The organism is Arthrobacter sp. MOO21 (genome assembly GCF_057369995.2).
The window spans coordinates 838,485-856,807 of the sequence record NZ_CM170671.2 but is presented as its reverse complement, the minus strand read 5'-3'; the positions used below and the strand labels follow the sequence as shown (position 1 = coordinate 856,807).

The following is an 18,323-nucleotide window of genomic DNA, read 5'->3' as shown; positions in this document are numbered from 1 at the left end:
CGTCACACGGGATTGGGGGCTTACTGGCCGGAGGCGGCCTGGGAGTCCTCTTCGGCGACGGCGATGCTCCGCTCCTGCAGCAGGGCCTCGAGTAGTTCCGCTACGTGAACGGGAGCTTCCACCCGGTACTGCGCCTGGGTGAAGTCCAGCCCCACCTTGACGCCGACGTCTCCGGGTTCCAACCGGGCGAAGGCGTCTTCGTCAGTGGTGTCGTCGCCGGCGAACAGGACGGCAGTGGCACCACTGATCTGGCGGAGGAAGGTGACCCCTTCCCCCTTGGAGGCGTGGACCACGGACGTCTCAAGGACACGCTTGCCGTCCTTGAGGTAAACGCCCTTCCGGTCCTGGAGGACCGCGCGGGCGGCCGCGACGGCATCTTCCGCAACGTCGTCGTCGGCCAGCCGGGTGTGCAGGACAACCCCCGCGGGTTTGTCTTCAAGCGTGGTTCCGGGTGCCTCCGCCACTATGTCCGCCAGCACGGCCCGCACCTCAGCGAGGAGCAGCTTCTGGTCCTCCTCGAGGGCCAGCTCCGTGGATCCCGGACCCAGCCACGCTTCTGCCCCGTGGCTGCCGATCAGCAGGGTGTCCACCGGCGGCGAAGCCACCGCCCGCAGGCTGGCGAGGGCGCGGCCCGAGATGAGTGCCGTCGTCGTGCGTGGAAGCGCAGCAAGCCCGGCAAATGCCGAAGCCGACCTGGGCAGCGGCCGCGCGTCCTCGGCGCGGCCCACGATGGGAGCCATGGTTCCGTCGAAGTCCATGGCCACCAGCAGGTGCCCGGTCCCGGCGATCCGGCGCACGGCTTCCCGGAGCTCGGGGGACAGCGCGAGCGGCGTTTTGGCGTGGCGGCCCTCAGGAGTCATCGCGGACCACCTTTTCGTTCAGCGCCCGCAGGAAGTCTGCGGACCAATGGTCCACGTCGTGGTCAAGGATCTGTTTGCGCATTGCCCTCATGCGGCGCGACGCCTCCCGGGGCGTCAGCTCGACGGCGTTCATGATGGTGTTCTTGAGTCCTGCGATGTCGTGCGGGTTGACCAGCAGGGCCTGCTTGAGCTGGTCCGCGGCGCCGGCGAATTCGCTGAGGACCAGGGCGCCGTCATTGTTGTTGCGGGCAGTCACGTACTCCTTGGCCACCAGGTTCATCCCGTCCCGCAGTGCGGTGACCAGCATGACGTCGGCAGCCAGGTACAGCGCCACCATCTCCTCCACCGGGTAGCTGTGGTGCAGGTAGCGGACGGCGGTGTTCTCGAGCGTGTCGTAGGTGCCGTTGATGTGGCCCACGGTGCCCTCCACCTCCTCGCGCAGGAGCCGGTACTGTTCCACCCGCTCCCGGCTGGGGGAGGCTACCTGGATCAGCGTCGCGTCACCGACCGTCAGCCGGCCGTCCGCGAGAAGCTCTTCGTAGGCCTTCAGGCGGTGGCGGATGCCCTTGGTGTAATCCAGCCGGTCGACCCCCAGCAGGATGGTGTTGGGGTTGCCCAGGTCCTGCCGGATCTGGCGGGCACGTTCGATGATTTCCGGTTTCGCGGCCAGTTCGGTGATCTGCTTGACGTCGATGGAGATGGGGAAGGCCTGGGCTCGGGCGATGTGCGTGATTTCGCCGTCGTGGCCTTTGACGTGCACCTGCTGCTGTTTAACGCTGGCGCCCAGGAACCGGCGCGCGGACCGCATGAAGTTTCCTGCGTCGCTGACCCGCTGGAAGCCCACCAGGTCGGCGCCGAGGAGGCCGTCGATGATGGCATGGCGCCAGGGGAGCTGGGCGAAGATTTCCGGCGGCGGGAACGGGATGTGGTTGAAGAACCCGATCCGGAGGTCGGGACGTGCCTCGCGCAGCATCCGCGGCACCAGCTGCAGCTGGTAGTCCTGGACCCAGACGGTGGCGCCCTGGTCCGCGTGGCGGATGACGGCGTCGGCGAACCTGCGGTTGACCCTGCGGTAGGCGTCCCACCAGGTCCGGTGGAATTCCGGCGGCGCAATGACGTCGTGGTACAGCGGCCAAAGGGTTGCGTTGGAAAAGCCCTCGTAATACAGCTCCACGTCATCGGTGCTGAGGTGGACCGGAACCAGGTCCATGCCGCCGTGGCTGAAGGGCTTCACGGTTTCATCGGGTGCCCCGTGCCAGCCAACCCAGGCACCGTCCGTCTTGGTCATCATCGGCGCCAGTGCGGTCACCAGGCCGCCGGGGGAGCGGCGCCAGCCGGACCCGTCGTCGCCGTTCTCACCCGGTGCCACACGGTCCACGGGCAGCCTGTTGGAGACCACCATGAAGTCGTATTTAGTATGGCCGGCATGGCCGGAACTGGTTCCGCTGGCCGTTTCCGTGCCGGCGGGTTTTTTGTGGACGGGTGTTTGCATTGCGGCCCCCTGGGGTTGCTTGTGCCTCTAAGCCACCCTAGCCGGACGGAATCATCGGGGCTATTCGTCCGTTGGTCAACCCGTAGGAATGGTTGAAAGCGCAAGCGCCCAGCTTTCTCCCCTAAAATGTGGGAGTGCCACGAAGTGGTCCCCGTACGTCGACCGACCCAAGGAACTCATGAGCCCCGCAAACGAAGTACGTAAGTCCAAGGCTGAGCGAACCGCGGATGCGCGCGAAAAGGCGCGCCTGATCCGGGAAGAACAGGTCAAAAAGGACAAGCGCAACAAGCTGCTGATTGGGTGGGGCATCGTAGCGGCGGTCGTGGCCATCCTCGTGGTGGTGGCGCTGGTGGTCACCAGCAGCCTCAAGCAGAACGCACCCATCGCCGACCAGGGCCCTACGCCGGCCAACGCCAACGTCCACGGCGGCGTGACCCTGCTTGCCAACACGGATGTGGCGAAGTTGGAGCCGGCCACGGTGGACGCCGCCTCCCTGGGTGAGGCACCGAAGACCCCGCCGGCCGAGGTGGTGGCGCCGGGCGCCGAGGCGGAGGCCGGCAAGCCGGTGAAGGTGGTGCTGTACATCGACTTCATTTGCCCCGTCTGCAAGAACTTCGAAGCCCAGTACAACGAACAGCTCACCAAGCTGCGCAATGAGGGCAAGATCACGGTGGAGTACCGCGCCCTGGGCTTCCTGGACAGCCGGTCCACCACCAACTACTCATCCCGTGCAGCCAACGCGGCCGCGTGCGTGGTCAACGAGTCCCCGGAAAAGTACTCCGCTTTCGTGGACGAACTGTTCGCCAAGCAGCCCGCTGAGGGCGGCGCCGGCCTTTCCGACAACGACCTGAAGAAGATGGCCTCGGACATGGGCGTCAACATCGACTCCTGTGTGGACGACAAGACGTACCGCCCCTTCGTGAAGTTCACGACGAAGGAAGCTTCCGCGATCGGCGTCACCGGCACGCCCACCGTCTTCGTGGACGGCAAGCAGTGGGGCAAGGGTGACAGCGCACAGACGCCGTTCCCCGAATTCCTGCAGAATGCAATCACCGCAAAGGGCTGATCTCAGTTTGCCCCGGCAAAAGGGCCCGTTCCGGAACCTCCCGGAGCGGGCCCTTTGCGCTTCTACGGCCCGGCCGCGGCGTTTTTACCCATGACCTGAGTTGGGCTAACCTTATCTAGCGCCTTCCCGGCGCCCGCCCGCGAGGGCACGCCTCCTTAGCTCAGTTGGCCAGAGCACCGCTCTTGTAAAGCGGGGGTCGTCGGTTCGAATCCGACAGGGGGCTCCAAACAACCTCCAGGTCTATGCTGGTTGCATCCGAATGATCAGCGTGCTGACTAAAGGAGGCTCGGTGCCATGCCCAAGACCGGCAAGAACGACCACGCCCGCAAGGAAGAGCTGCCCTCGACCCTGCAACGCTCCGACCAGAAGGCCCAGGACACGTTCGCCAAGACATACGACTCGGCCCTGGAGTCCTACGACCACGACGAACAGCGGGCCGCCCGGGCCGCCTACGCCTCGCTGAAACACAGCTACGAAAAGGTGGGCGACCACTGGGAGGCGAAGGAAAAACGCGGTCCCTCCGACAAGCGGGCAGAGCAGGGGATCCGGTCCTCCGCCCCCACCGCCGGCGGCGTGGACGCCAATGCCTCCAAGGCGCACCTCTACAAGCTGGCCCGCGAACTGGACGTTAAGGGCCGTTCGAAGATGGACAAGGACGAGTTGGTCAAGGCTCTGCAGAAGGCCAACGACGCGGCCACCCGCAAAGCCCGCAGCAAATAGCCTCCGCTCTTGCCGTCCTGACCGCCAGGGTGTCGAATCAGAGGACACGTTCGGTCCGTACGGCAACGATGCCAGGAGGTTCCAATGTCGGTGAAAAGCGCCAAGGAGTCAGCGCGGGCGGCAGGCGGCAGGAACGGGCCGGAATCCCGCCGCGCCGACCAGTCCGCGGGCATTGCCGCGCAGGACCCGGCCCGCATCCGGAACGTGGCACTGGTGGGTCACTCCGGCGCCGGGAAGACGATGCTGATCGAAGCACTGCTCGCGGCCAACGGCGTGCTCACCCGCAAGGGCTCCATCGCCGACGGGACAACGGTCAGTGACTCCGATCCGGCGGCCGTGCACCAGCAGCGCTCCGTCACCTTGTCCCTGGTGCCGCTGCTCGTGGACGACATCAAGGTCAACCTCCTGGACACACCCGGCTACCCCGACTTCATCGGCGAGCTCCGCGCAGGGCTGCGTGCCTCGGACGCGGCCCTCTTCGTTGTCTCGGCCGTCGACGGAATCGACGCCACCACCACCGCGCTGTGGGGCGAGTGCGAGCACATGAGGCTGCCGCGCGCCGTCGTGATCACGCGGATGGACCACCCGCGGGCAGATTACGACGGCGCCCTTGCCGCCTGCCAGAGGGCGTTCGGCGACGGCGTGCTGCCGCTGTGTGTTCCGGTGCGGACAGGCGGGGAAGCCACCGGCCTGCATGCCCTGCTGTCCGGGGAAGTGACCGACTACGCCCAGGGGGACGCGACGCCCGGCGTCCGCCCAGCCGGTTCCGCCGAACTGGCGGACGCCGCGGCTTCCCGGGGCGCGCTCATCGAGGGGATCATCGCCGAAAGCGAAGACGAAACACTGATGGACCGCTATCTCGAAGGCGAGGACCTCGACACCGGCGCCCTGGGCACTGACCTGGAGACCGCCGTCGCCCGCGGGTCCTTCTTCCCCGTGCTACCGACCTCTGCGGTGACCGGCCTGGGAACGGCCGAACTGCTGGACCTGCTGGTGCGGGCATTCCCGGCGCCCGGGGAACGGAACCTGCCCGACACCACGGACCTTTCCGGTGCCCCCGCTGGAGCCCTGGCCGGAGACCCGGCAGGCCCGCTCGCAGCCGAGGTGGTGCGAACCTCCAACGATCCCTTCCTGGGCCGCATTTGCTTGGTGCGGGTCTTCTCCGGAACCCTCCGCGAGGATACGCCGGTCCATGTAGGCGGCCACGGACTTGCCGACCGCGGGCACCAGGACCACGACACCGACGAACGGGTGACCCATATCTATTCCCCGCTGGGCGCCAACCTGCGCCCGGTGCCCTACTGCGTGGCGGGAGACATGTGCGCGCTCGCGAAGCTCGGCAGCGCCGAGACTGGGGACACCATCTCGGACCGGGACCGGCCGCTGCTGCTGGCCACCTGGGAGATGCCCGAGCCGCTGCTTCCGGTTGCTGTCGAGGCGGACTCACGCACCGACGAGGACGCCCTGGCCCGCAGCCTGGGAAGGATCGCGGCCGGGGACCCCACCCTGCGCGTGGAGCGGAACGCCGAAACGCACCAGCTGGTGCTGTGGTGCATGGGGGAAGCGCATGCGGAAGTGGTGCTGGACCGGCTGCGCGAACAGGGCGTGAAACTGCACACGGTGGATGTAGTGACGCCGCTGCGGGAAACCTTCGCCGCCCCCGCCACCGGCCACGGCCGCCACATCAAGCAGTCCGGTGGCCACGGTCAGTACGCCGTGTGCGACATCGAAGTGGAACCGCTGGAACGCGGAGGCGGCTTCGAGTTCGTGGACAAGACCGTTGGCGGCGTCATTCCCGGTACCTACATCCCGTCCATCGAGAAGGGCGTCCGGGCGCAGATGGAAAAGGGGGTCGCCGCGGGCTTCCCCGTGGTTGACCTGCGGGTGACGGTGGTGGGCGGCAAGGCCCACAGCGTGGATTCCTCGGACGCGGCCTTCCAGGCGGCCGGGGCGCTGGCCCTCCGCGAGGCGGCGGCCGCCGGCCGGATCCAGCTCCTGGAACCGGTATCCACCGTCAGCATCACCGTCGCCGACGAGCACGTGGGACCCGTGATGAGTGACTTGTCCGGTCGCCGCGGCCGCCTCACCGGCACCACGTCCTCAGGTGAAGGCCTCACCGAGATCAGCGCGGAGGTCCCGGACCAGGAGCTCCTGCGGTACCCCGTGGAGCTGCGTGCGATCACCGCCGGAACGGGCAGGTTCCGCCGGCGGTACCTGCGCCACGACCCGGTTCCGCCGAACTTCAGCCCCTCCTGACCGGCCAGTGCCGGAAGGGAACAACTGAACGCCTGCTTCCATGAACGCCGCAGCACGCAAGATCCAGAACATCTACCTGACGCTGACGCTGGGAAACACCCTCGCAACGTCCTTCATTTGGGGCATCAACACGCTCTTCCTGCTGGACGCCGGGCTCAGCAACCTCGAAGCCTTCGCGGCCAACGCCTTCTTCACGGCCGGGATGGTGCTTTTCGAGGTGCCCACCGGCGTGGTGGCGGACGGATGGGGGCGCCGGGTTTCCTTCCTGCTGGGAACCGTGACACTGGCCGTTTCCACGTACCTCTATTACCTGCTCTGGCAGTTGTCCGCGCCGTTCTGGTGGTGGGCCGTTGTGTCAGTATTGCTGGGCCTTGGCTTCACGTTCTTCTCGGGGGCGGTGGAAGCCTGGCTCGTGGACGCCCTGCACTTCTCCGGTTACGAGGGGGCGCTCGAGGCGGTGCTGGGCCGCGGCCAGATGGTCTCCGGCATCGCCATGCTGGCCGGCTCGGTGGCGGGCGGGGTGATTGCCCAGGCCACCAACCTGGGGGTGCCGTTCCTCCTGCGGGTGGGTGTGCTGGTGGCCATGTTCGCCGTCGCCTTCCTGCTCATGCACGACGTCGGCTTCACGCCTGAGCGGTCGGCACACCCGCTGCAGGCCACCCGGGAAGTCCTGCGGGCGTCGATGGAGGGCGGGCTGAAGAACCCGCCGGTGAGGTTCATGATGCTGGCCGCCCCGTTCACCGAAGGCGTGGGTTTCTATGTCTTTTACGCCCTGCAGCCCTACCTGCTGCAGCTTTTCGGCGATCCGAGGGCTTACGCCATCGCAGGCCTGGCAGCTGCGATCGTCGCGGGTGCGGACATCCTGGGCGGCCTGCTGGCGCCGGTGGTGCGGAACCTGGTCCGGCGGCGGACCACAGTGCTGATCGCCTCCAACGTAATCAGTTCACTGGTGCTGGTGGGCCTGCTGGTCACCAATGTCTTCTGGCTGGCACTGGTGCTGCTGGTGGTGTGGGCAGTGGTGGCCTCCGCCGGGACACCCGTGCGCCAGGCCTACCTGAACGACATGATCGCGTCCAAGCAACGGGCAACCGTCCTCAGCTTTGCCTCGCTCATGGGCTCCAGCGGGGGAGTGGTGGTCCAGCCCCTTCTTGGCCGCGCAGCGGACCTTTACGGGTACCCGGCCTCGCTGGCCATGAGCGGAGTGGTGCAACTGCTGGCGGCCCCCTTCATCCTGCTCAGCCGGCGGCGGCGTTCGCCGGCGGATGCCGCAAGCGGCGTGGCTGCCGCGCCCTGACAAGCGCTCAGTCCTTCTGCGGTGCCCTCATCCCCGGGGGGCTGTTGACATTCCGCTTTGTTAGCGTTCACAATAAGTGCAGCACCTGCTCAGCGTGCGGAGAAGAACTGATCCTACGAAAACCGGTAATGAGGCCTGTGCCTCCCGGATGGAGGCAACCCATGCCAGCTGCACCCCTCGATACAATCCTTGACCCGCAAAAGGACGCCTATGTCATCGGAGTGGACTACGGGACCCTTTCGGGGCGCGCCGTCGTAGTGCGGGTGCGCGACGGCCAGGAGCTCGGCAGCGCCGTCCACGAATACCCGCACGCCGTGGTCACGGACCGGCTTCCGGAGGACACTGCAGGCGCGGGATCCAACGGACAAGCCGTGCGGCTTCCCGGTGAGTGGGCGCTTCAGGTGCCCAACGACTACCGTGAAGTGCTGCGCAATGCCGTACCTGCCGCGGTGGCGGACGCCGGGATCGACCCGGCCGCCGTCGTCGGGATTGCCACGGACTTCACCGCCTGCACCATGGTGCCGGTCAAGGCCGATGGCACGCCACTGAACGAACTGCCCGGCTACGGGAACCGGCCACACGCCTATGTGAAACTCTGGCGGCACCACGCGGCGCAGGGGCAGGCCGACCGGATTAACCGGCTGGCCGCTGAGCGCGGCGAGGACTGGCTTCCGCGCTACGGGGGCCTGATCTCCTCGGAATGGGAATTCGCCAAAGGGCTGCAGCTGCTGGAAGAGGATCCGGAGGCCTACGCCGAGATGGACCACTGGGTGGAGGCGGCGGACTGGATCGTCTGGCAGCTGTGCGGCCGGTATGTCCGCAACGCCTGCACTGCCGGCTACAAAGGCATTTACCAGGACGGCCGGTATCCGTCGGAGGATTTCCTGGCCGCCCTGAACCCGGATTTCAAGGACTTTGTCAGCAGCAAGCTGGAGCACACCATCGGGCGGCTCGGCGATGCCGCGGGCACCCTGACGGCGGAAGCTGCCGCCTGGACGGGGCTGCCGGAGGGCATTGCCGTGGCCGTGGGAAACGTTGACGCGCATGTCACGGCCCCGGCTGCCAAGGCTGTGGACCCCGGCCAGCTGGTGGCGATCATGGGAACCTCCACCTGCCACGTGATGAACGGCACGGATCTGCGTGAGGTACCGGGGATGTGCGGGGTGGTGGATGGCGGGATCGTGCCCGGGCTGTGGGGCTACGAGGCCGGGCAGTCCGGAGTGGGCGACATTTTCGGCTGGTTCACCAAGCACGGCGTCCCGCCCGAGTACCACCAGGCTGCCAAGGATGCGGGCCTGGGGATCCACGAACACCTCACCGATCTGGCGTCGCGGCAGGCCATCGGAGAGCACGGCCTGATCGCGCTGGACTGGCACTCGGGCAACCGTTCGGTCCTGGTGGACCACGAGCTGTCCGGGATCGTAGTGGGCCAGACCCTGGCCACACGGCCGGAGGACACGTACCGGGCGCTGTTGGAAGCCACCGCATTCGGGACCCGCACCATCGTGGAGGCCTTCCGGGCCGCGGGGGTGCCGGTCAAGGAATTCATCGTTGCCGGCGGCCTGCTGAAGAACAGGCTGCTGATGCAGATTTATGCGGATGCCACGGGCCTGCAGTTGTCCACCATCGGTTCAGAGCAGGGCCCGGCGCTGGGATCGGCCATCCACGCCGCGGTGGCTGCGGGTGAATATGCTGACATCCGCGAGGCCGCCGCCGCGATGGGCGCCGAACCCGGCGAGGTGTACACACCGATCCCGGAAAACGTGGCCGCATACGACGAGTTGTTCCAGGAGTACACGGTGCTGCACGACTACTTCGGCCGGGGCGGCAACGACGTGATGCACCGGCTCAAGGCCATCCAGCGCAACGCCGCCAGAACAACCGTGGAGGTGTCCGCATGAGCGCAATCCTCGAAACCATCGCCCGTGTCCGGGAGGAAGTGTGCGCGCTGCACGCAGAACTGACGCGGTACGAACTGGTGGTGTGGACAGCCGGCAACGTCTCCTCACGGGTTCCCGGCACGGACCTCATGGTCATCAAGCCCTCCGGCGTGTCCTACCGGGACCTGACGCCGGAGCAGATGATCGTCACCGATCTGTACGGCGTTCCGGTGCCGGGCAATGGCGACGGCGAGTGGGGCAACCCTGCGCTGTCGCCGTCCTCGGACACCGCAGCCCACGCCTACGTCTACCGGCACATGCCGGAGGTCGGCGGGGTGGTGCATACACACTCCACCTATGCCACCGCGTGGGCGGCCCGCGGCGAGGCGATTCCGTGCGTGCTCACCATGATGGGGGATGAATTCGGCGGGGAGATACCGGTGGGCCCGTTCGCGCTGATCGGCGACGACTCGATCGGCCACGGCATCGTGGAGACCCTGAAGAACTCGAACTCACCGGCGGTCCTGATGCAGAACCACGGTCCTTTCACTATCGGCAAGGATGCCCGGGCCGCCGTGAAGGCCGCCGTCATGTGCGAGGAAGTGGCCCGCACCGTCCACATCGCCCGGCAGCTCGGTGACCCGCTGCCCATCGACCAGGGCCATATCGATTCCCTTTACGCCCGCTACCAGAACGTCTACGGCCAGTAATTCAACGCCGTCACCTTACGACTTCTCAGGAGAACCCCATGAGCACTGCAGCAAACACTTCCCTTGACGGCTACGAGGTCTGGTTCCTCACCGGCAGCCAGCACCTCTACGGGGAAGACGTCCTCAAGCAGGTGGCCGCCCAGTCCCGGGAGATCGCCAACCAGCTCAACGCGTCCTCGGCCGTGCCGGTCCGGATCGTCTGGAAACCCGTCCTGACCGACTCCGATGCGATCCGCCGGACCGCGCTGGAGGCCAACGCGGACGATTCCGTCATCGGCGTGACGGCCTGGATGCACACCTTCAGCCCGGCCAAGATGTGGATCTCCGGCCTGGACCTGCTCCGCAAGCCGCTGCTGCACCTGCACACGCAGGCCAACCGCGACCTGCCCTGGGCAGACATCGACTTCGACTTCATGAACCTGAACCAGGCCGCGCACGGCGACCGCGAGTTCGGGTACATCCAGTCCCGCCTCGGGATTGCCCGCAAGACCGTCGTCGGCCACGTCTCCAATCCCGAGGTGGCGCGCCAGGTGGGTTCCTGGCAGCGCGCCGCCGCCGGCTGGGCCGCCGTCCGCACCCTGAAGCTGACCCGTTTCGGCGACAACATGCGCAACGTCGCTGTCACCGAAGGCGACAAGACCGAGGCGGAGCTGCGCTTCGGCGTCGCCGTGAACACCTGGTCCGTCAACGAGCTCGCCGACGCCGTGTACGGCGCTGCGGAGTCCGACGTCGACGCTCTCGTTGCCGAGTACGAGGACCTGTACGACGTGGTGCCGGAACTCCGCGCAGGCGCGGCCCGGCACGAATCGCTGCGGTACGGCGCCCGGATCGAACTGGGGCTGCGCAGCTTCCTCGAAGGCAACGGCTCCGCAGCCTTCACCACCTCCTTCGAGGACCTGGGCGCGCTCCGCCAGCTGCCCGGCCTGGCCGTGCAGCGGCTCATGGCCGCCGGCTACGGCTTTGGCGCCGAGGGCGACTGGAAGACCGCCATCCTGGTCCGCGCCGCGAAAGTGATGGGCGCCGGCCTGCCCGGCGGCGCGTCCCTGATGGAGGACTACACCTACCACCTGGAACCAGGCTCCGAAAAGATCCTGGGTGCCCACATGCTGGAGGTCTGCCCCTCCCTGACGGCGGGCAAGCCGCGGCTGGAGATCCACCCGCTGGGCATCGGCGGCAAGGAAGACCCCGTCCGGCTGGTGTTCGACGCCGATGCCTCCCCGGGGGTCGTCGTCGCCCTCTCCGACATGCGGGACCGTTTCCGCCTGGTGGCCAACGCCGTCGACGTGGTCCCGCTGGACCAGCCGCTGCCCAACCTGCCGGTGGCACGCGCGCTCTGGCAGCCCAAGCCGGACTTCGCCACGTCCGCCGCCGCCTGGCTCACCGCCGGCGCAGCACACCACACCGTGCTCTCCACCCAGGTGGGCATGGACGTTTTCGAGGACTTCGCGGAAATCGCCAAGACCGAGCTGCTCACCATCGACGAGGGCACCACCATCCGCCAGTTCAAGAAGGACCTGAACTGGAACGCCGCGTACTACCGGCTTGCCGGCGGACTGTGAATCCGCCGCCCGGCCGCCGTCGTTGCCCCTGCGGCGGCCGCTCTCACGGACAATAGCCTCATGACACAAAGTAAGCTGCCCCGCCTGCCACGGCTCGAGGACGTGGCGGAGCTGGCGGGAGTCTCACACCAGACCGTCTCACGGGTGGTCAACAACCACCCCAACGTGAGCAAGGCGACGCGCGAGAAGGTGGAGGCGGCCATTGCCCAGCTCGGGTACCGCCGCAACACCGCAGCCCGGAGCCTGGTGACCCGGCGCTCGCAGACCATCGGCGTGCTGGGTAACGAGCTCTCCCAGTACGGCCCGGCCAACACCTTGCTGGGAGTGGAACAGGCGGCGCGCGACGCCGGATACTTCGTGAGCATTGCCGCGCTGCGGGAGGTCAGCCGGGAAGCCATCCTGGACGCCGTCCGGCACTTCCTGGACCAGTCGGTGGACGGGATCGTGGTGATCGTTCCGCATGTGGGAACGCTGGCCGCCCTGGCGGAGCTGCCCATCGGGGTGCCGGTGGTGGCCGTGGGCTCGGACGGGAACGAGGCCGTGGGCGGTGTGCGCGTGGACCAGCGCCGCGGAGCCGAACTGGCCGTCCGGCACCTGATCGAGCAGGGGCACCGCAGGATCGGTCATGTTGCCGGGCCGCAGGACTGGATCGACGCCGTGGCCCGTGCCGACGGCTGGAAGGCCACGCTTGACGCCGCAGGACTCGACTCCGACCTCATGGTCGAAGGGGACTGGAGCGCCGGCAGCGGCTATGAGATCGGCCGGCAGTTGGCGGCCGGCCACCGCGCCACGGCCCTCTTCGTGGCCAACGACCAGATGGCCATGGGCGTGCTGCGCGCCTTCAACGAGGCGGGCATCAAGGTGCCGCAGGAGGTGTCGGTGGTGGGCTTCGACGACCAGGCAGAGGCCGCCTATTTCAGCCCGCCGCTGACCACCGTCCGGCAGGACTTCGAAGAGCTCGGCCGGCGGTGCATGGACATCATGCTGACGGCGCTCAACGGCACGGAAGGACCGCGGACGCTGGTGGTGGAGCCCGAGCTCGTCCTGCGCAGCAGCACCGCCGCACCCGCCTGACAGGTCCACAGTGTTAATGGCCGCGAGACCGGCATGAAACGAAGCCACAACAATAGCTGCGTAGGTTTCAGGCATGACGGCAACCCTTCGCGCGCGGCTCCGCGCCTGGTTCATGCAGACCTTCACTTTCGATTCCGAGGCCCTGGCGGCCGACCCCATGGCGGACGCTGCACGCTGGGGCTGGCTGCCGGCCCTGAGCGGCGTCGCCGTGGGGGCCGATCTGGCCCGCGCCAAGTACGCCGAAACCCTTCCCGACGGCAGCGGGTTGTCTGGTTGAGCACACTATTGCCTTAGTACCGGGATGATGCCCTAGACTTCCTGAAGCGCCTGAAATGGCGCTGTGCGGCAACGAAAGTGAACAGGCTATGGCTACCGATTACGATGCTCCACGCAAGCAGGAAGAAGAGTCTCCCGCGGACTCCCTCGAAGCCCTCCAAGCGTCCAGGAGCGGTAACGCACAGACCGCGGTCATCGACCTCGACGAGAACGACACCGCGGAAGGTATTGACCTGCCCGGCGCCGATCTTTCCAACGAGGAACTGACGGTCATCGTGGTCCCCGAACAGTCGGATGAGTTCACCTGTTCGTCGTGTTTCCTGGTCCGCCACCGTTCCCAGGTTGCCCGCGAAAAGGACGGCTTGAAGTACTGCCGCGAGTGCGAAGGCTAAAGACGGTTTCGCTTCGCCCGGCGCCGCCCACCCCCGAGGTGGGCGGCGCTTTTTGGTTCCCCGCCGCCGTCGTTATCGGGCACCGGCCGCCCGTTACCAAAACAGGCCTCGTTTCAGCCTGTGCAGGCTCCTACGCTTAATCCATCCGATTGCCTCATTCCTGGATGGCACCACCATGAAGAAATTCCTTACCTGGCTTACCGCCATCATGTTGGCCGCGGGGCTGGGACTGCTGCTGCCGGGGCCAGCCTCGGCAAGCACATCGTATTGCGGGCTCACGTGGGGATCGCTGGCCAAGAGCGGCGAGGGCATGAGTTCGGCATCCGTCACCGGCGTCCGGGCCGGGCAGCACTACTGCTTTGACCGTATGGTGGTGGACCTCAACGGGCCCGCCGCCGGATACACCGTGAAGTATGTGCCCCAGGTGGTCCAGGACGGGTCCGGGCTTCCTGTCCCGCTCCGGGGCGGAGCGCGCCTGCAGGTCACGGTCAACGCCCCTGCCTACGACGCCGGCGGCAACCCTACCTACAGCCCGGCTGACAAGTCTGAGCTCTCCAACGTGGCCGGTTACCAGACGTTCCGACAGGTTGCCTACGCCGGAAGCTTCGAGGGGTATACAAGCCTGGGCCTGGGAGTGCGCGCCCGCCTGCCGTTCCGCGTCTTCACCCTGGCCGGGCCGGACTCCGGCTCCCGCCTGGTGATCGACGTTGCCCACTATTGGTGACCGCTCCGCCGTCGTCAACCAAAAGGTGCCGTGCCCCGGAAACGGGACACGGCACCTTTTCAGTGTGGGGCCTATTCGGGAACCACCAGTGCGGGGGTGTCCCGCTTGAGGGTTTGGCCGCGGAAGAAGCCGGGATGGGTCCGGGCCATGACCAGCATGACGACGGCGCCCAGTGCCAGGATGCCGACGCCCAGGATGAACACCAGGCCCACTCCGAACACCTCCGAACCGCTGCCGAATTCCGGTGCCAGGCTGTCCACGGCGGTCTGGACGAACACCACGAACAGGCCTACGCCGCCCACCACCGGGCAGACCAGCCGGAACAGGAAGTGGCGTGCGCTGTTGAAGAGGCTGTGGCGGAAGTACCATGTGCACGCCAGTGCGGTCAGCCCGTAGTAGAAGCAGATCATCAGGCCCAGGGCCAGGATGGTGTCGTTCAGGACGTTCTCGCTGACCACATGCATGATCGCGTAGAACCCTGCGGACAGCACGCCGGCGGCGATGGTGGCGAAGCCCGGTGTCGCGAACTTCCGGCTGATCCGGCTGAACGGTTCGGGCAGGGCGCCGTAGTGGGCCATGGCCAGCAGGCTGCGCGACGGCGACATGAAGGTCGACTGCAGGGAGGCGGCGGAGCTGGAGAGCACGGCGAGGGACATCAGGATGGCGAACGGGCCCATGATGGGGGAGGCCAGGGCCGTGAAGATGTTCTCGTGGTTGTCGGCGTTGTTCAGGCCGTTGCCGGTATCGCCCACGCCGGCGAACATCATGGTGGCGATGCTGACCAGGAGGTAGATGGCCAGGACGATGACGGCGGTCAGGGTGCCTGCGAACCCCGCGGTCTTCTTGCCGTTGGCGGTTTCCTCATTCACCGTCAGGCACACGTCCCAGCCCCAGTAGACGAAGATCGACAGGGAGATGCCCGCGGCCACCTGGCCGAACGTCTCGATCCTGGTCACATCGAACCAGTCCCAGCTGAACGGGATGGCCGTTTCAGAGGTGGACCAGTTGGCGAAGGCCATGCCCACGAACAGGCCCAGTACCAGCAGCTGGAATCCCACCAGGCTGTACTGCACCAGCTTGGTGGTGTGCAGGCCGCGGTAGCTGACCCAGACGGCCAGCGCCACGAAGACAAAGCACGTGAGCACGTTCAGCGCCTTGTTGTCCGCCAGGTCCGCCAGTTCGGGGGAGCCGGTGAGCTGGGACAGGAAGAGGTAGAAGAAGTCGACGGCGACACCGGCCAGGTTGGAAAGCACGATGATGTTGGCGGCCAGCAGGCCCCAGCCGCCCATCCAGCCGACCCAGGGGCCGAAGGCCTTGGTGACCCAGGTGAAGGTGGTGCCGCTGTCCGGGGAATCGGCGTTGAGCTCCCGGTAGGCAAGCGAGACCAGGATCATGGGGATGAACCCGATCAGGAAGATGACCGGCAGCTGGAGTCCGGCCTCGTTGACGGTGGGTCCAAGTGCGCTGGTGAGGGTGTAGGCGGGAGCAATGGTGGAGATGCCCAGGACGACGACGGCGAGGAGGCCGAGCTGCCCGCCCTTGAGTCCCTTGTCGCTGACGCCGCCCGCGGAGGGCGCGTGGGCATGGGGGCCTGATTTGGATGTACTGGTGCGGATTGTCTCTGTCATGGCACCACTTTCTGGAAGGCTGTGAGACGGAAGTCACTATATGAATGGCGTTCATTTAGTATGGGGGCGCCGGCCCTGTGATGCAAGACGCAATATGAACAACATTCTTTTATGACCGCCGCGCATTAGTAAGCTCACTGAGAAACTGCCTCCCGCGGCCCCTGCCCGGCTGGTAGCCTCGGCAGCACTGGACCAATCGAGGAGGATGCATGAAAGCTTCACCGACACTGACCAACAACCTGCAGGCCGTGCTCGCGGACCTGATCGAACTCCACGTTCAGGGCAAGCAGGCGCACTGGAACATCGTGGGCACGAATTTCCGCGACCTCCACCTGCAGCTGGATGAGATCGTTGATGCCGCCCGCCAGTTCGCCGATGACACCGCCGAGCGCATGCGCGCCCTGCACGCCCTTCCGGACGGCCGCAGCTCCACCGTTGCCGATACCACCAGCCTGGCCCAGTTCCCCGAAGGGCTGATCAGCACCAAGGACGCGATCGAGCGGATCGTTGCCGCCCTTGAGGCCGCAGTCGGGACCATGCGGAAGGTCCATGACGAAGTGGATGAGGAGGACCCCACCTCCGCCGATCTCCTGCACGAGTTCATCGCCCGGCTCGAGCAGTTCGCCTGGATGGTGCAGGCCGAAAACCTCAAGCCCACTGCGAGCGTCACCACCGCCGACTCCAAGTAGTCCGGCAGGGGCGTCCGGCTCCGGGGCAATCCTCCGTAGCCGGGCGCCTTTTTGCTGCCCGCACGTCCCGTCAGCCGGCTTTCGGGACCTTTCGAAGCACGACGGCGGCAAGGACCGCCGCCGTGGCCATCAGTACCAGCCCGATGGCCGCGGTGATGTGGACACCCGAGTCAAAGGCGGCCGCTGACGCCTCCCGCAGTGCTGCTGCCAGGGGAGCGGGCAGGGCTGCTGCAGCGTCGATGGCGCCCGCCAGCGTTTCGCCCGCGTTATGGAGGGTGTGCGCGGGCAGCGCGCCCTCCACACCTGCCGGCAGCCGCAGGTTTTGCTGGTAGGAGGCGGTCAGGATCGACCCCAGCACCGCTGTGCCCAACAGTGCGCCCACCTCATAGCCTGTTTCCGAAATGGCGGCCGCCGCCCCCGATTTTTCCTGCGGCGCGGAGCCCAGGATGAGGTCGTTCGAGATGGTTTCCGCCGTCCCCACGCCGAGCGCCAGGATGAGCAGCGCCGCCAGCAGGACGGAAGGTCCGCCGTCGTGGTTTCCGAATGCCACCAGGCTGTATCCGGCCGCGCTGAAGGCCAGCCCCGCAGCCACCACGAAGCCCGGCCGGACCTTCCGGACCAGCGGCACCACCACCAGTCCCGCCACCACGGTGGCGGCCAGGGCCGGGATCATCGCGATGCCCGCGGCGGACGGGGTCATGCCTTCGAGCAGCTGGAGATGCTGGGCCAGGAACAGGATGAATCCGTTGAAGGAAAACAGCGCCAGGATGTTGGCGCCGATCGCCATGCTGAAGACCCTGTTCCGGAACAGGGACATATCCAGCAGCGGGTGCTTGAGGCTGTGCTGCCGGCGCACGAACACCGCGCCCATCGCCACGCCGAAGGCAATGCCGGCAAAACCCGCCGGGCCGGAGGCCTGGGTGGCAACCTCCTTGATCCCGTATACCGCGGGAACCATGGCAAGCATCGAGAGCAGGACGCTGGGGATGTCCACCGCCCCGGGTGCCGGATCCCTTGATTCCGGAATGAACGCGGGCGCGAACACCAGCAGGGGAAGCATGAGGGGCAGTGCGACCAGGAAAACCGCTCCCCACCAGAACTGCTCCACCAGCCAGCCGCCGAAAATCGGCCCCAGGGCCGCGCCGCCGGAGAAGCCTGCTGCCCAGATGGCGACGGCGAGCCGCCGGCGGCCGGGCTCGGGGAAGATGTTGCGGATCAGCGACAGGGTGGACGGCATCAGCATGGCGCCGAAAAATCCCAGGGCTCCCCGGCCGGCAATCAGCCATTCCGGGCTGGGGGCAAAGGCCGTGGCGGCAGAGATCGCTGCGAATCCGGTGCTGCCGATGGTCAGCAGCCGCCGCCGCCCAATCCGGTCGCCCAGGCTCCCCATCGATACGAGCAGCCCGGCCAGCACCAGGGGGTAGGCGTCCACGATCCACAGCAGCTGCACGCCGGAAGGCTCGAGGGCATGCGTTATGGCTGGGAGGGCGAACGTCAGGGCCGTGTTGTCCACGGCCACGAGCAGTACCGGGAACATCAGCAGCGCCAAGGCCAGCCAGTCGCGCCCCGGTGAAGGCGTCCCGGGGCTTCCCGTCTGGCCTGGTGCAAAGGAGCTGGTCGAGGTGGTCATGAAATAACTATACCGTCCAGACGGTATAGTTTCGGAATTTCCGGGTTTCACCATGCTCGGGGGCATGATGGGA

Annotated in this window: 16 protein-coding genes and 1 tRNA gene; 13 read left to right on the top strand and 4 right to left on the bottom strand. The window is 66.9% G+C overall.

Features of this window, described 5'->3' with window-relative positions; all coding sequences use genetic code 11:
* Positions 1 to 20 precede the first annotated feature (20 nt).
* Positions 21 to 860, bottom strand: a complete 840-nt coding sequence (gene otsB / locus AC2JAJ_RS03870) for a trehalose-phosphatase (protein ID WP_486414206.1) — start codon at positions 858 to 860, stop codon at positions 21 to 23.
* Entirely contained in the window at positions 850 to 2,352 is a 1,503-nt protein-coding gene (locus AC2JAJ_RS03865) for a trehalose-6-phosphate synthase (protein WP_501053366.1), read from the bottom strand. Before AC2JAJ_RS03865 ends, otsB begins: the two co-directional genes overlap by 11 nt.
* Before the next feature lie 178 nt (positions 2,353 to 2,530).
* Between AC2JAJ_RS03865 and AC2JAJ_RS03860 the strand changes: the two genes are divergently transcribed.
* The 12 genes from AC2JAJ_RS03860 (at position 2,531) to AC2JAJ_RS03805 (ending at position 14,303) form a co-directional block, all read left to right on the top strand.
* Positions 2,531 to 3,418, top strand: a complete 888-nt coding sequence (locus tag AC2JAJ_RS03860) for a DsbA family protein (RefSeq protein WP_486414207.1) — start codon at positions 2,531 to 2,533, stop codon at positions 3,416 to 3,418.
* A gap of 149 nt (positions 3,419 to 3,567) precedes the next feature.
* A tRNA-Thr gene (locus tag AC2JAJ_RS03855) sits at positions 3,568 to 3,644 on the top strand.
* Between the two features lie 68 nt (positions 3,645 to 3,712).
* Complete coding sequence (locus AC2JAJ_RS03850) at positions 3,713 to 4,138, top strand: ChaB family protein (protein ID WP_221387176.1); 426 nt, start codon at positions 3,713 to 3,715, stop codon at positions 4,136 to 4,138.
* An 84-nt stretch (positions 4,139 to 4,222) separates the two neighbouring features.
* The gene (locus AC2JAJ_RS03845; RefSeq protein WP_486414208.1) at positions 4,223 to 6,394 is read left to right on the top strand and encodes an elongation factor G-like protein EF-G2; all 2,172 of its coding nucleotides are present in this window, start codon (positions 4,223 to 4,225) and stop codon (positions 6,392 to 6,394) included.
* Between the two features lie 40 nt (positions 6,395 to 6,434).
* Complete coding sequence (locus AC2JAJ_RS03840) at positions 6,435 to 7,688, top strand: MFS transporter (protein WP_486414209.1); 1,254 nt, start codon at positions 6,435 to 6,437, stop codon at positions 7,686 to 7,688.
* A gap of 161 nt (positions 7,689 to 7,849) precedes the next feature.
* Complete coding sequence (araB, locus tag AC2JAJ_RS03835; protein ID WP_486414210.1) at positions 7,850 to 9,589, top strand: ribulokinase; 1,740 nt, start codon at positions 7,850 to 7,852, stop codon at positions 9,587 to 9,589.
* Entirely contained in the window at positions 9,586 to 10,278 is a 693-nt protein-coding gene (locus AC2JAJ_RS03830; protein ID WP_486414211.1) for an L-ribulose-5-phosphate 4-epimerase, read from the top strand. The genes araB and AC2JAJ_RS03830 overlap by 4 nt, the downstream gene beginning before the upstream one ends.
* Before the next feature lie 38 nt (positions 10,279 to 10,316).
* Positions 10,317 to 11,837 (top strand): L-arabinose isomerase, encoded by a 1,521-nt coding sequence (araA, locus tag AC2JAJ_RS03825; protein ID WP_486414212.1) that lies wholly within the window; start codon positions 10,317 to 10,319, stop codon positions 11,835 to 11,837.
* 60 nt (positions 11,838 to 11,897) lie between these two features.
* Entirely contained in the window at positions 11,898 to 12,911 is a 1,014-nt protein-coding gene (locus AC2JAJ_RS03820) for a LacI family DNA-binding transcriptional regulator (RefSeq protein ID WP_473693906.1), read from the top strand.
* A gap of 73 nt (positions 12,912 to 12,984) precedes the next feature.
* Positions 12,985 to 13,188 (top strand): hypothetical protein, encoded by a 204-nt coding sequence (locus AC2JAJ_RS03815; RefSeq protein ID WP_473693904.1) that lies wholly within the window; start codon positions 12,985 to 12,987, stop codon positions 13,186 to 13,188.
* Positions 13,189 to 13,276: 88 nt separating this feature from the next.
* Positions 13,277 to 13,579 carry a DUF4193 domain-containing protein gene (locus tag AC2JAJ_RS03810; RefSeq protein ID WP_221387165.1) on the top strand — a complete coding sequence of 101 codons (303 nt, stop codon included), beginning with the start codon at positions 13,277 to 13,279 and terminating at the stop codon, positions 13,577 to 13,579.
* Between the two features lie 175 nt (positions 13,580 to 13,754).
* A complete protein-coding gene (locus tag AC2JAJ_RS03805) occupies positions 13,755 to 14,303 on the top strand; it encodes an AMIN-like domain-containing (lipo)protein (protein ID WP_486414213.1) in 549 nt (182 codons plus the stop codon).
* Positions 14,304 to 14,374: 71 nt separating this feature from the next.
* Here AC2JAJ_RS03805 and AC2JAJ_RS03800 read toward each other — a convergent pair whose 3' ends face one another.
* On the bottom strand, positions 14,375 to 15,931 hold the full coding sequence (locus AC2JAJ_RS03800) for an APC family permease (RefSeq protein WP_221387163.1): 1,557 nt from the start codon (positions 15,929 to 15,931) through the stop codon (positions 14,375 to 14,377).
* A 209-nt stretch (positions 15,932 to 16,140) separates the two neighbouring features.
* Here AC2JAJ_RS03800 and AC2JAJ_RS03795 point away from each other — a divergent pair, with 209 nt between their 5' ends.
* Complete coding sequence (locus AC2JAJ_RS03795) at positions 16,141 to 16,620, top strand: Dps family protein (RefSeq protein ID WP_221387162.1); 480 nt, start codon at positions 16,141 to 16,143, stop codon at positions 16,618 to 16,620.
* A 70-nt stretch (positions 16,621 to 16,690) separates the two neighbouring features.
* On the opposite strand, the gene AC2JAJ_RS03790 is transcribed toward AC2JAJ_RS03795, so the two are convergent.
* A complete protein-coding gene (locus AC2JAJ_RS03790) occupies positions 16,691 to 18,250 on the bottom strand; it encodes an MFS transporter (RefSeq protein ID WP_486414214.1) in 1,560 nt (519 codons plus the stop codon).
* Positions 18,251 to 18,323 lie beyond the last annotated feature (73 nt).